This window comes from Pseudomonas sp. NY15181, assembly GCF_048068055.1.
Lineage (GTDB): Bacteria > Pseudomonadota > Gammaproteobacteria > Pseudomonadales > Pseudomonadaceae > Pseudomonas.
Genome location: NZ_JBLUPT010000001.1, coordinates 605,309 through 618,139, shown reverse-complemented (window position 1 = coordinate 618,139; position 12,831 = coordinate 605,309). Strand labels below are relative to the sequence as shown.

Below are 12,831 nucleotides of genomic sequence, written 5' to 3'. Positions count from 1 at the left end.
CCGGGTCCGGGCCTGCGTCGCACGGATGCGCGCGGGCCGCGTCAGATGCGCCCCTGGTCGACGATTTCGCCGCGCCACCAGAGCATCCACTCGCCGCCCTGCATCAGGGTCCAGTTCTCGTTATCAGTCAGCGGCTCGGTGGCGATCACCGTCACCACGTCGTCGGGTGTGGTTTCGGACTGGAAGTCCACGGTCAGGTCGGCATCCTTCAGGCGCGCCGGGCCGAACGGCGCGCGGCGGGTAATCCAGGCCAGCTTGCTGCTGCAGAAGGTGAACAGCCAGTCGCCGTCGCTGAGCAGGCAGTTGAACACGCCCTGCTCGCGATAGGCCGCGCAGGCGCGGACCAGCGTGGGCAGCAGCACTTCCACCGGTACCGGCTCGGGGAAGGCGCGGCGCACACGGTTGAGCAGGTCGCAGAAGGCCGCCTCGCTGTCGGTGTCGCCCACCGGGCGATACAGCCCCGGCTCGGGATGGAAATCGGCGAGCTGGCCGTTGTGGGCGAAGGTCCAGTAGCGCCCGCCCATCTCGCGCACGAAGGGGTGGGTATTGGACAGGCAGACCTTACCGACGTTGGCCTGGCGGATGTGGCCGATTACCGTTTCGCTCTTGATCGGGTAGCGCTGTACCAGGCGCGCCACTTCCGAGTCGATGCTCGCCGATGGATCCTGGAACAGGCGCACTCCACGCCCCTCGTAGAACGCGATGCCCCAGCCGTCACGGTGCGGGCCGGTGCCGCCGCCACGCTGCATCAGCCCGGTAAAGCTGAACACGATGTCCGTCGGGACGTTGGCGCTCATGCCGAGCAACTCGCACATGAATCAGTACTCCTCCAACAGTGCCTCGCGCAGCTGATGAAGCTCGCGTTCCAGGCGATTGTGCATCCTGCGCCGCCCCAGCGGCAGGAAACGCGTGAACAGGCGCAGCACTATGGCCGGCAGATCGTTCAACTCACGCGGAATCAGGTGCAGGTGAAAATGCGCTACGTGCTGGTTGGCCGCGGGGCCGTCGTTGACCAGCAGGTTGATGCCGAGCCGGCCATAACCGGCCCGGCGCAATGCGCGCTGCATGCGATCGGCCAGGGGCATCAACCCCGCCTGCGCCTCTTCCGGGAGCTGGTGCAGGTACTGCGCGTGCTCCCTCGTCACCACCAGCAGGTGCGCGGGCCGGACTGGGTAGATATCCAGCAGCACGATGAATTGGTCGTCTTCGTAGAGCATATGGGCCGGCACGCGACCGGCCGCGATGGCGCAGAACACGCAGTCCATGGGAACTCCTCGAAAGGCCGTTCAGCTCATGCTGGACGCGTGTCGATCAGGACGCAAGGCGCGATTCTACAGACGCGGTTCGATGCGCATGCGGCGGTCGCCGCGCTCGTCGGTGCGGGTATCCACGTCGGGCATCAGCTCCGGCTGCATCAGTTTGCGCAGGGTGGGCTCGTCTTCGGGCTCCGGCGTCTTGCGACGTTTCTTCATCGCCCGCTCGATGGGCCAGCGGATCAGCACGAACAGCAGGTACACACCGAACGCCGCCAGCAGCACCAGCGCCAGGTCCGAGACCGCGCGCCAGGCGTTGTTACCGACCTTGAACACCACGTCCAGCGCGGTGATGGCGATGGCCGGGGCGTACATATTGTTCGCCGGGTCCACCGGGGTCGGGGTGAACAGCAGGACGATGACAATCACCCGCAGCGGTTCGCGCAGCCAGCGCCACATCCAGCCGGTCATCAGGAACCAGACCAGAGTCAGGCCGAGGCCAGCGCCGAGATAGGCGCCCCAGGCGAGCAGGTAATCGTGTTCGTTCATGCGCGTACGTGCGATAGGGGCAGAGGGGGGCTTATGATAGCCGCTTTTCCCCATGGGTGCGCAGCCGGGCGTCATCCATGCCGTCGCCCAGGAGCCGCCATGTCCGACCGCCAGCCCCCTATCGCCCGCCGCGAAGCCGCCGCCGATCCCTATGCCTGGCTGGAAAACCGCGACGCCGAGGACGTCCTCGACTACCTGAAAGCGGAAAATGCCTACCTTGAGGATCAGCTTCTTCCTCAGAAGAAATTGCGCGAAACGCTGTTCCAGGAGATCAAGGGGCGCATCCGCGAAACCGACCTCTCGCTGCCCACGCCCTGGGGCCCCTGGCTGTACTACCAGCGCACCACCGCCGGCGACGAATACCCACGCCATTACCGCTGCCCGCGCCCGGCCGACGGCTCGCTGACGGTCGATGAAACCGCCGAGCAGCTACTGCTCGATCCCAACGCCCTGGCCGGTGACGGTTTCCTGTCGATCGGCGCCTTCAGCATCAGCCCGGACCACGCCAAGCTGGCCTACAGCCTGGATACCAGCGGCGATGAGATCTACAACCTGTACGTGAAGGAATTGGCCGACGGCAGCGTCACCGCCCTGCCCTTCGAGGACTGCGACGGCAGCCTGACCTGGGCCAACGACAACCGTACCCTGTTCTTCGGCGAACTGGACGACACCCACCGCCCGCACAAGCTGTACCGCCACTGCCTGGGCGAGAGCGGCGCCGAACTGGTCTTCGAGGAGCGCGACGGGCGCTTCTTCCTGAACTGCTACCGCGCCAGCTCTGAGCGCCAGCTGATCCTGCTGCTGGGCAGCAAGACCACCAGCGAAGCCTGGGTGCTGGACGCCAACACCCCGGACGGCGAGTTCGTCTGCCTGGCGCCGCGCCAGGATGACCACGAGTACTACCCCGACCACGGCCGCCTGAACGGCGAATGGGCCTGGCTGATCCGCAGCAACCAGGACGGCATCAACTACGCCCTGTACCACGCCAGCGAGGCACAGCCGACCCGCGAGCACTGGCAGACGCTGATCGCGCACCGCGACGAGGTGATGCTCGAAGGCCTCACCCTGAACGCCAGCGCCCTGACCCTGAGCCTGCGCGAAGGCGGCCTGCCGATCGTCGAGGTCCAGCCGCACGGTCAACCGGCACACCGCGTGCACCTGCCGGACGCCGCCTACAACCTCTACGTGCAGGACAGCCTGGAATTCGACAGCCCGGTGATCCGCCTGCGCTACGAGGCACTCAACCGCCCGGCGCAGGTTCGCCAGCTAGACCTCGCCAGCGGCGAACAGAAGGTGCTCAAGGAAACCCCGGTGGAAGGCCCGTTCGATGCCGACGCCTACGAGAGCCGCCGCCTATGGGCCGCCGCCCATGACGGCGTGCAGGTGCCGATCAGCCTGGTCGGCCGCCGCGAAGTGCTGGAAGGCATCGCCCGTGGCGAGCCGGCGCCGCTCTACCTCTACGGCTACGGCGCCTATGGCGAAAGCCTCGACCCCTGGTTCTCCCACGCCCGCCTGAGCCTACTGGAGCGCGGCTTTGTCTTCGCCATTGCCCATGTGCGCGGTGGCGGCGAACTGGGCGAAGCCTGGTACCGCGCCGGCAAGCTTGCACACAAGCAGAACACCTTCAGCGACTTCATCGCCTGTGCCGAACACTTGCTGGCCCGGGGCTACAGCAGCCCGGCGCAACTGGCCATCAGCGGCGGCAGCGCCGGCGGCCTGCTGATCGGCGCGGTGCTCAACCAGCGCCCGCAGCTGTTCGCCGCCGCCATCGCCGAGGTGCCCTTCGTCGACGTGCTCAACAGCATGCTCAACCCCGACCTGCCGCTGACCGTCACCGAGTACGACGAATGGGGCAACCCGGAGGAACCGGAGGTCTACGCCCGTATCCGCGCCTATGCGCCCTACGAGAACGTCAGCGCCCAGGACTATCCGGCGCTGCTGGCGGTGGCCGGCTACAACGACAGCCGCGTGCAGTACTGGGAAGCCGCCAAGTGGGTGGCCAAGCTGCGGGTCAACAAGACCGACGACAACCTGCTGCTGCTCAAGACCGACCTGGGCGCCGGCCATGGCGGCATGAGCGGCCGCTACCAGGGCCTGAAGGACGTGGCGCTGGAGTATGCCTTCCTGTTCAAGGTGCTGGGCATCGAAGGCAACCGCTGATGCTCTACACCTGCCCCTGCTGCGGCTACTTCAGTTTCGGCGACCCGCCGGGCTCGTACGAAGTCTGTGAAATCTGCTTCTGGGAAGACGATCAGTTGCAACTGTGTTTCCCCGACGCGCGCGGCGGCGCCAACTCGGTGAGCCTGATCGAGGCGCAGGTCAACTTCGTGCAATGGGGCGCCTGTGAACGGCGCTTCCGCGCCCAGGTGCGCCCGGCGACCATCGATGACGTGAAGGATGATCGCTGGTTCCCGCTGTGGGAAAAGCGCGTGGAACTACCTGACGAGGAGGCGCCCCTGCGCGGCGAGGAAGCCTGCTACTGGCTGCGGGCGCCGCGCTGAGCGAGGATCAGCCGGCGCGGAAGATCAGGTGTTCTTCCCAGTCGTCCTCGGCTACCGAGCCCTCGGCGAGCATGCGGCCGGACTGGGAGATGCGCTCGTGGTGCACGGCATCGGGATCGCCGCAGACCAGGTGATGCCACAGCGGCAGGTCCTTGCCCTCGGAGACCAGGCGATAGCCGCAGGTCGGCGGCAGCCACTGGAACTCGTTGGCCTGGGCCGGCGTGAGCTGGATGCAATCGGGCACCGTTGCACGGCGGTTGGCGTAGTCGGTGCAGCGGCAGGTCTTCAGGTCCAGCAGCTTGCAGGCGATGCGCGTGTAGTAGACGCTGCCGTCGTCCTCGTCTTCCAGCTTCTGCAGGCAGCACAGGCCGCACCCGTCGCACAGCGATTCCCACTCGTCCTGATCGAGCTGGTCGAGGGTCTTGCGTTTCCAGAAGGGTTCGACTTTGGCGGCCATTTTTTGTACAGGGGCTGTTTCACGGGGCGCAAAGTCTAAGCCCGCGGAGCCTCAAGGCCAAGCGCAGGCGACCATTGACCGCGAGGTGCTTGCCAGAGCGTGCCGCGCTGGTTAGTTTGAGCGCCCCACGGGCCCGGTCCACCCGCTCCCCGCAAGAGCCATGCGACCCGCCAGCGGCCCGCCGCCGCGCCGCCCGTTCCCACCGCGATGCCCGGCCGTCCACGGCACCATCGGCATGTCCCAAGCAATCAAGGAGCCACCATGAGCGCCAATCCCCGCGTTGCCGAGCACCCCATCGACCCGCAGTTCATCAATCGCTGGTCGCCCCGCGCCTTCAGCGGCGAAGCCATTCCCGAGACCACCCTGCTGAGCTTCATCGAAGCGGCGCGCTGGGCGCCCTCCTCGTTCAATTCGCAGCCCTGGCGCTTCCTCTACGCGCGCCGCGATACGCCGAACTGGCAGCGCTACCTGAACCTGCTGGGCGAATTCAACCGTGGCTGGGCGCAGAACGCCTCGGCCCTGGTGGTCGTGCTGTCCAAGACCACTTTCGCTCCGCCCGGCTCGACCGAAGAGAAACCGGCGCTCTGGCACAGCTTCGACACCGGCTCGGCCTGGGGCTACCTGGCGCTGCAGGCGAGTCTGGCCGGCTGGCACACCCACGGCATGGCCGGCTTCGACCGCGATCTGGCGCGCAGCGAACTGAAAGTGCCGGCGGACCACGAAATCCATGCGGTGATCGCCATCGGCAAACTGGGCGACAAATCGATCCTCTCCGAGAGCCTGCAAGCCCGCGAAGTGCCCAATGCCCGCCGCCCGCTGGCGGAAATTGTCGCCGAGGGCGATTTCTCGCTCTGATTGGCTTTGCTGTAGGAGCGAGCTTGCTCGCGAACTAGCACATAACGGTGCCATGCGGTTCGCGAGCAAGCTCGCTCCGACTAGAGCCAAAGAAAAAGGCCCCGAATGGGGCCTTTTTCATGTCCGCAGCGATCAGTAACCGCGCGCGAAATCCACTTCGCCGCGCATTTCCTGGCCCGCCCAGAAGCGCGCGAGATTGTCGCGGAACAGATCGATCAGCGGCCCCGGCAGCGTCGGCGCGGCGGTATGCCCGGTGAGCAGCAGGCGCGGCGTGTGCCAGAACGCATGCTGCGGTGGCAGCGGTTCTTCGCGGCAGACATCGATCACCGCGCCGGCGATCTGGTTGCCCTCCAGCGCCGACACCAGGTCAGCATCGACCACCGAGGTGCCGCGCCCGGCATTGATGAACAGCGCAGTCGGCTTCATCCGGCTGAACAGCGGCAGGTTGTAGATATCGCGGGTGTGCTCGGTATCGGGCAGCAGGTTCACCACGTAGTCGGCGGTCTGCAGCAGGCGCGGCAGGTCTTCAATAGCGCCCACCCGGCTGAACGGCAGCAGCGGCCGCGGATTCTTCGCCACGCCCACCAACTCCACACCGAACGGCGCCAGCATGTGCGCCACCGCCTGGCCGATCTCGCCGGTCCCGACGATCAGCACCTGGCGGCCATTGAGCGTGCCGGGCAGGCGGTCATCCCACTGCACGCCGACCTGGCTGGCCAGGCGGCCGAGCATCTGCCGCTCATGGGCAAGCAGATAGGTGAGCAGGTATTCGGTCATGACCTGGCCGAAGATACCTACGGCGCGGGTCAGCGCGTAGTCCTTGGGCAGGTCGTCCGCCAGCAGCGGGGTGATGCCCGCCCAGCTGGACTGGATCCACACAGGGTGTACGCCCTGGCGCAGCAGTTGCGCGGCGAAATCGGGTTGGGCGAGCCAGACGGGGCACTCGGCGGCGGCTTCGAGGAGCTTGTCCGGCTTGTCGCCGGAAACCACCGTAATCCGCGGTTCCGCCGCCATGATCAGGGCGGCGTAGAGGGCATGGTCACGATCGAGAACGAGCAGGCGCATGATTCAGGCCCTTCGCTTGGATCGGTGGAACGTTTCCGGCTGGCGCATCTGGACTCGCTTGAGGAGAGCTTCCCATGGGTATCGGTACTAGTTCGAGGGAAGACAGGAGGCTATAGACACAGCCAGAGGCCAAGCGTTCCGTTCCGTTGAACCCTTTTTCTCTCCGCATAATGCGCTCAAGCCGCGAACTTGCACAGTGCCAGCACTGTACCCGTCCACGGCTCGAGGGGCGTTGCGCGCGAGCGAGCGAGGGATCAGAGCGGATCGTTCATCCGCAGCAGTTCCTCGGGCAGGTGCTCGATGTACTCCTCTTCGGCCGGAGGCATCTGCAGGTGGTAGCCCTGCTTCTCGATGTTTTCCAGGACCTTGTTGATGTCCTCGCGGGCCAGCTGGCGCTCAGGGCTGAGGACCAGGTCGAAGGTGTGCTGCGGCGGGCCGAACGCGGCGATCAGCCCCTCGGGCACGCGGGTCAGCGCCTCGCGCTTGTCGACGTACAGGTACATCTCGTTCTTGCGCGGACTCTTGTAGATGGAGCAGATGCGTTTCATGGTTTGTCTTCCGCGTTATTCATGGGACTGGACGGCGAGGCTGTCCAGCAGGGCCTGGCCCATCAGCTCGCGGCGCCAGCCCTGCAGCGATTCGGGCAGTTGGTAGGGGCCGCTCGGCCAGCCGGTCTTGAGCAGCGCTTCGAGGACCTTCTTGCGCAGCATCAGCTCGGGGGCCATGTTCAGGCGCTCGGCCTCCTTCTGGCCGACTTCGCGCAGTTGCTTGAGCACCGGCGTGACCTCGCGCGGCAGCGGTTCGGGCAGCGTTTCGGGACGATCGGCCTCCGGCAGCTTCGCCGCATGGGCGATCAGTGCGATCAGGGTATCGCCATCCTGGCGCACGGTGCGCGGGTGCATGTCGTCGATGCGCGCCAGGGCGACCTTGTCGGTGGGCTGGAAGCGCGCCAGCGGCCACAGGGTGTGCTCGCGCAGCACGTGGTTGCGCGGCTTGTTGCGCAACCGCGCCTGTTCCTCACGCCAGACGCACAGCTCGCGCAGCACGGCCAGTTGCTGGCGATTGAGCTTCCACGCCAGCTTCACGTCGAGGTAGGCGTCCTGCGGGTCGCTGACGCGGGTCTGGTTGGCGGTCAGGTCCGCACCATCGGCCAGCAGCCACTGCAGCTTCTCGTCGCTCAAGCGCGGCGCCAGCTTCACGTAGACCTCGGCCAGGTGCTGCACGTCCTCGGCGGCGTAGCGCACCTGCATCTCGGTCAGCGGCCGCTGCAGCCAGTCGGAGCGGGTCTCGTCCTTGGGCAGGTCGATGCCGAGGATCTCCAGGACCAGCTTGGAGTAGCCCATCGAGTGCGGCATGCCCAGGTAGGCGGCGGCCAGCTGGGTGTCGAACAGCGGCTGCGGCAGGCTGCCGGTCAGGCGCAGGAAGACCTCCAGGTCCTCGCCGCAGGCATGGAACACCTTGACCACCAGCGGCGACTCCAGCACGGCGGCGAACGGCGACCAGTCACGGATCAGCAGCGGGTCGATCAGCCAAACGCCACTGCCGTCGCCCACCTGCACCAGGCCGGCTCCGGGGTAGAAGGTATCGACACGCATGAACTCGGTATCGAGCGCGAGGTACGGCAGTTCTTTCCAGTCCTGGCACTTGTTCGCCAGGCTGGCATCGTCGCGAATCCACTGAATATCGAGAGCGGTCACGAACATCTCCTTCGTTTCGGTGCGCGCATTATATAGAGATGCATGATGTGCGAGCATTCCACTCGGCCATCGGTCTGTGTCGCACCTCGTGCAGCGACTAGGCTGGGCCCGCCCCATAACAACAATAAGGCAACTCCCCATGAAAAAGCTGTTCGGGCTGGTCGTCCTGCTGGTCGCCGCCCTCGCCATCTACCTGGCGCTCACCCCCAGCCCCATCGATCCGCTGGCCTGGACACCGCCCGAGGCCCCACCGATGACCGGCGTGATGGAGCCCAACGACACCCTGATGAAGGCCGAACTGATTGCCCAGGGGCAGATAGTCGGGCCGGAAGACACCGCCGTGGACAGCCAGGGGCGCCTTTTCGCCGGCCTGGCGGATGGCCGCATCGTGCGCATAGGCGCGGACGGCAAAGCGCAAACCTTCGTCGAAACCGGGGGCCGGCCGCTGGGGCTGGCGTTCGATAAAACCGGAAACCTGATCGTCGCCGACGCCTGGAAGGGCCTGCTGGAGGTCGATCCGCAGGGGAAGATCCGCGTATTGACCGATTCCGCTGATGGCATTCCCTTCGCCTTCACCGACGACTTGGACATTGCCAGCGACGGACGCATCTATTTCAGCGACGCCTCCAGCCGCTTCCACCAGCCGGACTACCTGCTCGACCTGCTCGAAGCCCGTCCTCACGGACGCCTGCTGCGCTATGACCCGGCCAGCGGCAAGACCGAAACCCTGCTCAAGGACCTGTACTTCGCCAACGGTGTGGCGCTGTCGCAGAACGAGGACTTCGTGCTGGTCAACGAAACCTATCGCTACCGCATCACCCGTTACTGGCTCAAGGGCGAGAAAGCCGAACAGCACGAGGTGTTCATCGACAACCTGCCGGGGTTGCCGGACAACCTCGCCAGCGATCGCAAGGGCACTTTCTGGGTCGCCTTGCCGACGCCGCGCAAGGCCGACGCCGACCTGATCCAGCAACTGCCCTGGCTCAAGCGCCAGCTGACCAAGCTGCCGCGCGCCTTCCTGCCCAAGCCGGTGCCCTATGGCCTGGTGATCGCGGTGAACGAGAAGGGAGAGATAGTTCGCAGCCTGCATGACACCAGCGGCCAGCACCTGCGCATGGTCACTTCGGCCAAACCGGTGAATGGCGCGCTCTACCTGGGCAGCCTGGAGAACGACCGTATCGGACGTCTCCAGATCCAGTGACGCCTCAGGCCGGCGTCTGCTCCTCGCGGGCAGGCGCCCGGACAGGCGCGGCAGCGGGCTCCAGCAGCGCCTGCATACGCCCGCGCACCTCTGCCATCAGGGCATCCACGCCCGCCTCGGCGAACTCGGTGGAATCGATCGGCGCGCCGACGTGCACTTCCACCGGCATACCGAGGTTCAGCTTCAGGCCACCGGCCGGCAGCAACTGCTGGATGCCACGGATGGCCACCGGGACGATGACCGCGTCGGTCTGCTGTGCCAGGCGGAAGCAGCCCTTCTTGAACGGCTGCAACCGGCCGTCCTTGGAGCGCGTACCCTCGGGCGCGGCCCAGAGCACGATGCCGCTTTCCATCATCTCCCGCGCCTTGGCCAGGTCGGCCATGGCCTGGTGGCGGTTGTGCCGGTCGATGGACGGGAACTCCGCCGCGCGCATCGCCGCGCCCCAGACCGGCACGGCGAACAGCTCCTTCTTCGCCAGCATGCGGATCGAGCCGGGCATGGTCACGAAGATCGCCGGGATGTCGTAGAAGCTGGAGTGGGTGCAGAGGATCATGTAGCGGCGGCCATCGCCGAAATCCGGCACCTCGCCATGGCGGCTCAAGCGCGCGCCGGTCAGGCGCAGCAGGCTGCCCGACCAGTCGCGGGTGAAACCGTCGACCTTGCTGCGGCGCAGCCGGCCGATGGCGCCGAGCGCCAGCACACGGACGCTGTAGCCCAGAGTGATCAGTACGGTCGCCAGTCCCACCAGGGCGACGCGCAGCGGGCCGGCCTTGCGCGGCTCCGATTGCAGGTTGTGCATTTTCGCCAACTCCCCACCGACAGTAACTTGTTCGCGATACAAGCCTTATGATGCGTCAAAGCCCCGTCACGACACAGGAATGCGCCCATGACCCATGCCCGCCTGCTCACGCCCGAGCAACTGGCCGCCCGCCTCGATGACCCGAATCTTGTCCTGCTCGACTGCCGCTTCTCCCTCGACGATCCCGCCTTCGGGGCACGCAGCTACCAGGAAAACCACATTCCCGGCGCCCACTTCGCCGACCTCAACAAGGACCTTTCCGCGCCCGTCGTCCCCGGCGTGACCGGCCGTCACCCGCTGCCCGACCCGCAACAGTTGCTGGAGCGCCTGCGCACCTGGGGGCTGAACGCGGAAAGCGAAGTGGTGCTCTACGACGACGGCCCCGGCGCCTTCGCCGCCCGTGCCTGGTGGCTGCTGCTGTGGCTGGGCAAGCGCGAGGGCGTCTACCTGCTCGACGGCGGCCTCGCCGCCTGGCGCGCCGCCGGCCTGCGCCTGACCACCGCCGAAACACCCGTGCGCCCCGGCGACTTCCAGGGCAAGCCGGACAACAGCCTGCTGATCGACGCCGCCACCCTCGGCAAGCGCCTGGGCGAACCCGACCTGCCGCTGGTGGACGCCCGCGGACTGCCGCGCTTCCGCGGTGAAGTCGAGCCCATCGACCCGGTTGCCGGCCACATCCCCGGCGCCCAGTGCGCGGCCTTTACCGACAACCTCGGCAGCGACGGCCGCTTCCTGCGTCCGGAGCACCTGCACCAGCGCTTCGCCAGCCTGCTGCGCGGCCGCCCGGCGCAAGACCTGGTGGCCTACTGCGGCTCTGGCGTCACCGCCTGCCACAACCTGTTCGCCATGAGCCTGGCCGGCTATCCCCTGGGCCGCCTGTACGCAGGCTCCTGGAGCGAATGGATCACCGATGCGCGGCGCCCGGTGGCCAAGGGCGACTGACCCGCCATCGCGCAGCGAAAACGGAAAGCAGGTCACGCCATACGCTTGCGTTCCTATGGATAGGTAAACGGGCATGCGGCAGACTCATGCCCATTTTTCAAAGGAGTGAAATCATGACCACCCGCCTTCGCCACACCCTGCTTGCCAGCGCGCTGCTGTGCCTGTGGGCCGCAACACCGATCCAGGCCGCCACCCTGGAGGCCACGCCCTGCGCCATCGCCGACCAGTGGTCCGACCTCTACGGTGACGAACTGGTGGCAGCGGCCAACGCCGGCCACGCCACCGCCCAGTACAGCCTCGGCCTGGAATACGACGCCGGCAGCGACGAGCTTGAGCAGAACTACGAGCAGGCCGCGTACTGGTACCAGAAGGCCGCCGAACAGGGGCACGCCTGCGCCCAGTACAACCTGGGCAACGCCTACGACAGCGGCGACGGCGTGGAGCAGAACGCGGAGAAGGCCGTGTACTGGTACCAGAAGGCGGTCGACCAGGGGGACAAGGACGCCGAATACAACCTGGCGATCATGTACGAGAACGGCACCGGGGTGACCCGCAGCTACAAGAAGGCCTTCGCGCTGTACAGGAAGTCCGCCGAACAGGGCGACGTGGATGCCCAGTTCGCCGTGGCCGAGGGCTACGCCAAGGGCCGTGGAGTGGCGAAGAACCCCGCGCAGGCCCGTCTCTGGTACCAGCGCGCCGCCGAGCAGGGGCACGAGGAGGCCGAGGAGAAACTCGAGGCGATGCCCGAGTTACCGCCCAGCATCTAATTGCCGGACGGAATATGGATTATTCCCGCGCCATCAAAACAATTTAAAAACAGGCCTTTACAGCACAATTATCGCACTACACTTCAAATCGAGCGGCTAAGTCCGCTTCCGGCGGGGCCAGGAAAATCACTAGAAGCTGCCAAGTCGCCCCGCCCCGCCGGTCACCGAGGACGAGGATGTCATGGGAATTGCTGCCAACGACCTGTGCCACTACGTAATCCGACCCACCTTGCTGTACCTGGGGCGGCACAGTGTCGCGGCGGAAGCGCTGCTGCTGGGGGCAGCAGCCTGTCAATCGGCGCTGGGGAGTGCGCTGGGCGACAGCCATGGCCACGGGCTGTACCGCATCGGTGAAAGCCGTCACCAGACCCTCTGGGACTGCTATCTGGCCTGCGACCCGGAGTTGGCCAGCCGGGTTCGCGGGCTGGCCAGTCAGCACGCCTTCCTCGACGCCCCGCACCTGGAGCTCACGGTCAATCTGCGCTACAGCACCGCCATCGCCTGGATGATGGTCGAGGCCGAGCACATCCCCCTGCCCCATGCCGACGATCCCCTGGGCCTGGCCCGGGTATGGCGTCGCGTATTCCATCCCCACGGACGCCTGCACGATTTCGTCGACGCCTGGCACAGCTACGTCGGAAATCTCAGTCAGGTGGCCTGAGCGGAGCCTTAAGTCCTCGAATGACCAATCGGTCAGATTTTTTTGCTTTCCGCGACGAACGGCGACGATGCCGATAGAACGCTT

At 66.3% G+C, this 12,831-nt stretch carries 15 protein-coding genes; 7 read left to right on the top strand and 8 right to left on the bottom strand.

The window, feature by feature from the left end; translation table 11 throughout:
• Positions 1-41: 41 nt before the first annotated feature.
• The 3 genes from ACNFBT_RS02905 to ACNFBT_RS02895 all read right to left on the bottom strand — a co-directional run bounded on the left by ACNFBT_RS02905 (position 42) and on the right by ACNFBT_RS02895 (position 1,802).
• Positions 42-815 (bottom strand): class II glutamine amidotransferase, encoded by a 774-nt coding sequence (locus ACNFBT_RS02905; RefSeq protein WP_416746277.1) that lies wholly within the window; start codon positions 813-815, stop codon positions 42-44.
• A 3-nt stretch (positions 816-818) separates the two neighbouring features.
• The gene (locus ACNFBT_RS02900; RefSeq protein ID WP_416746275.1) at positions 819-1,265 is read right to left on the bottom strand and encodes an HIT family protein; all 447 of its coding nucleotides are present in this window, start codon (positions 1,263-1,265) and stop codon (positions 819-821) included.
• Between the two features lie 66 nt (positions 1,266-1,331).
• Entirely contained in the window at positions 1,332-1,802 is a 471-nt protein-coding gene (locus ACNFBT_RS02895) for an MFS transporter (RefSeq protein WP_416746273.1), read from the bottom strand.
• Positions 1,803-1,901: 99 nt separating this feature from the next.
• On the opposite strand from ACNFBT_RS02895, the gene ACNFBT_RS02890 reads away from it, so the two are divergent.
• Both ACNFBT_RS02890 and ACNFBT_RS02885 read left to right on the top strand, forming a co-directional pair.
• Positions 1,902-3,962 carry a S9 family peptidase gene (locus tag ACNFBT_RS02890; protein ID WP_416746272.1) on the top strand — a complete coding sequence of 687 codons (2,061 nt, stop codon included), beginning with the start codon at positions 1,902-1,904 and terminating at the stop codon, positions 3,960-3,962.
• A complete protein-coding gene (locus tag ACNFBT_RS02885; RefSeq protein ID WP_416746270.1) occupies positions 3,962-4,303 on the top strand; it encodes a CPCC family cysteine-rich protein in 342 nt (113 codons plus the stop codon). Before ACNFBT_RS02890 ends, ACNFBT_RS02885 begins: the two co-directional genes overlap by 1 nt.
• A gap of 7 nt (positions 4,304-4,310) precedes the next feature.
• Here ACNFBT_RS02885 and ACNFBT_RS02880 read toward each other — a convergent pair whose 3' ends face one another.
• Positions 4,311-4,760, bottom strand: coding sequence for a YcgN family cysteine cluster protein (locus ACNFBT_RS02880; RefSeq protein ID WP_275608162.1), 450 nt, complete (start codon positions 4,758-4,760; stop codon positions 4,311-4,313).
• A 261-nt stretch (positions 4,761-5,021) separates the two neighbouring features.
• Between ACNFBT_RS02880 and ACNFBT_RS02875 the strand changes: the two genes are divergently transcribed.
• Positions 5,022-5,615 (top strand): nitroreductase family protein, encoded by a 594-nt coding sequence (locus ACNFBT_RS02875; RefSeq protein WP_416746268.1) that lies wholly within the window; start codon positions 5,022-5,024, stop codon positions 5,613-5,615.
• A gap of 132 nt (positions 5,616-5,747) precedes the next feature.
• Here the strand turns inward: ACNFBT_RS02875 and ACNFBT_RS02870 are convergent, their stop codons facing one another.
• The 3 genes from ACNFBT_RS02870 to rnd form a co-directional block, all read right to left on the bottom strand.
• Positions 5,748-6,680 (bottom strand): D-2-hydroxyacid dehydrogenase, encoded by a 933-nt coding sequence (locus tag ACNFBT_RS02870; protein WP_416746266.1) that lies wholly within the window; start codon positions 6,678-6,680, stop codon positions 5,748-5,750.
• A gap of 254 nt (positions 6,681-6,934) precedes the next feature.
• Positions 6,935-7,228, bottom strand: coding sequence for a YcgL domain-containing protein (locus ACNFBT_RS02865; RefSeq protein ID WP_275608165.1), 294 nt, complete (start codon positions 7,226-7,228; stop codon positions 6,935-6,937).
• A 15-nt stretch (positions 7,229-7,243) separates the two neighbouring features.
• Positions 7,244-8,377 carry a ribonuclease D gene (rnd, locus tag ACNFBT_RS02860; protein WP_416746264.1) on the bottom strand — a complete coding sequence of 378 codons (1,134 nt, stop codon included), beginning with the start codon at positions 8,375-8,377 and terminating at the stop codon, positions 7,244-7,246.
• A 139-nt stretch (positions 8,378-8,516) separates the two neighbouring features.
• On the opposite strand from rnd, the gene ACNFBT_RS02855 reads away from it, so the two are divergent.
• Entirely contained in the window at positions 8,517-9,578 is a 1,062-nt protein-coding gene (locus ACNFBT_RS02855) for an SMP-30/gluconolactonase/LRE family protein (protein WP_416746262.1), read from the top strand.
• Positions 9,579-9,582: 4 nt separating this feature from the next.
• Here ACNFBT_RS02855 and ACNFBT_RS02850 read toward each other — a convergent pair whose 3' ends face one another.
• Positions 9,583-10,377: a lysophospholipid acyltransferase family protein gene (locus ACNFBT_RS02850; RefSeq protein WP_416746260.1), complete on the bottom strand. Its 795-nt coding sequence runs from the start codon at positions 10,375-10,377 to the stop codon at positions 9,583-9,585.
• Positions 10,378-10,464: 87 nt separating this feature from the next.
• On the opposite strand from ACNFBT_RS02850, the gene ACNFBT_RS02845 reads away from it, so the two are divergent.
• The 3 genes from ACNFBT_RS02845 (at position 10,465) to ACNFBT_RS02835 (ending at position 12,747) form a co-directional block, all read left to right on the top strand.
• Positions 10,465-11,319, top strand: a complete 855-nt coding sequence (locus ACNFBT_RS02845; protein WP_416746258.1) for a sulfurtransferase — start codon at positions 10,465-10,467, stop codon at positions 11,317-11,319.
• Positions 11,320-11,432: 113 nt separating this feature from the next.
• Positions 11,433-12,086, top strand: coding sequence for a tetratricopeptide repeat protein (locus ACNFBT_RS02840; RefSeq protein ID WP_416746256.1), 654 nt, complete (start codon positions 11,433-11,435; stop codon positions 12,084-12,086).
• Positions 12,087-12,267: 181 nt separating this feature from the next.
• Positions 12,268-12,747 carry a hypothetical protein gene (locus tag ACNFBT_RS02835; protein WP_416746254.1) on the top strand — a complete coding sequence of 160 codons (480 nt, stop codon included), beginning with the start codon at positions 12,268-12,270 and terminating at the stop codon, positions 12,745-12,747.
• Positions 12,748-12,831: the final 84 nt, after the last annotated feature.

What these genes read in the sequence shown, in the direction of transcription:
- ACNFBT_RS02845 (WP_416746258.1), top strand. Translation starts at nt 10,465, where the DNA reads ATGACCCATGCCCGCCTGCTCACGCCCGAGCAACTGGCCGCCCGCCTC.
- ACNFBT_RS02835 (WP_416746254.1), top strand. Translation starts at nt 12,268, where the DNA reads ATGGGAATTGCTGCCAACGACCTGTGCCACTACGTAATCCGACCCACC.
- ACNFBT_RS02885 (WP_416746270.1), top strand. Translation starts at nt 3,962, where the DNA reads ATGCTCTACACCTGCCCCTGCTGCGGCTACTTCAGTTTCGGCGACCCG.
- ACNFBT_RS02870 (WP_416746266.1), bottom strand. Translation starts at nt 6,680, where the DNA reads ATGCGCCTGCTCGTTCTCGATCGTGACCATGCCCTCTACGCCGCCCTG.
- ACNFBT_RS02850 (WP_416746260.1), bottom strand. Translation starts at nt 10,377, where the DNA reads ATGCACAACCTGCAATCGGAGCCGCGCAAGGCCGGCCCGCTGCGCGTC.
- ACNFBT_RS02855 (WP_416746262.1), top strand. Translation starts at nt 8,517, where the DNA reads ATGAAAAAGCTGTTCGGGCTGGTCGTCCTGCTGGTCGCCGCCCTCGCC.
- ACNFBT_RS02895 (WP_416746273.1), bottom strand. Translation starts at nt 1,802, where the DNA reads ATGAACGAACACGATTACCTGCTCGCCTGGGGCGCCTATCTCGGCGCT.
- ACNFBT_RS02840 (WP_416746256.1), top strand. Translation starts at nt 11,433, where the DNA reads ATGACCACCCGCCTTCGCCACACCCTGCTTGCCAGCGCGCTGCTGTGC.
- ACNFBT_RS02865 (WP_275608165.1), bottom strand. Translation starts at nt 7,228, where the DNA reads ATGAAACGCATCTGCTCCATCTACAAGAGTCCGCGCAAGAACGAGATG.
- ACNFBT_RS02880 (WP_275608162.1), bottom strand. Translation starts at nt 4,760, where the DNA reads ATGGCCGCCAAAGTCGAACCCTTCTGGAAACGCAAGACCCTCGACCAG.
- ACNFBT_RS02900 (WP_416746275.1), bottom strand. Translation starts at nt 1,265, where the DNA reads ATGGACTGCGTGTTCTGCGCCATCGCGGCCGGTCGCGTGCCGGCCCAT.
- ACNFBT_RS02905 (WP_416746277.1), bottom strand. Translation starts at nt 815, where the DNA reads ATGTGCGAGTTGCTCGGCATGAGCGCCAACGTCCCGACGGACATCGTG.
- ACNFBT_RS02890 (WP_416746272.1), top strand. Translation starts at nt 1,902, where the DNA reads ATGTCCGACCGCCAGCCCCCTATCGCCCGCCGCGAAGCCGCCGCCGAT.
- ACNFBT_RS02875 (WP_416746268.1), top strand. Translation starts at nt 5,022, where the DNA reads ATGAGCGCCAATCCCCGCGTTGCCGAGCACCCCATCGACCCGCAGTTC.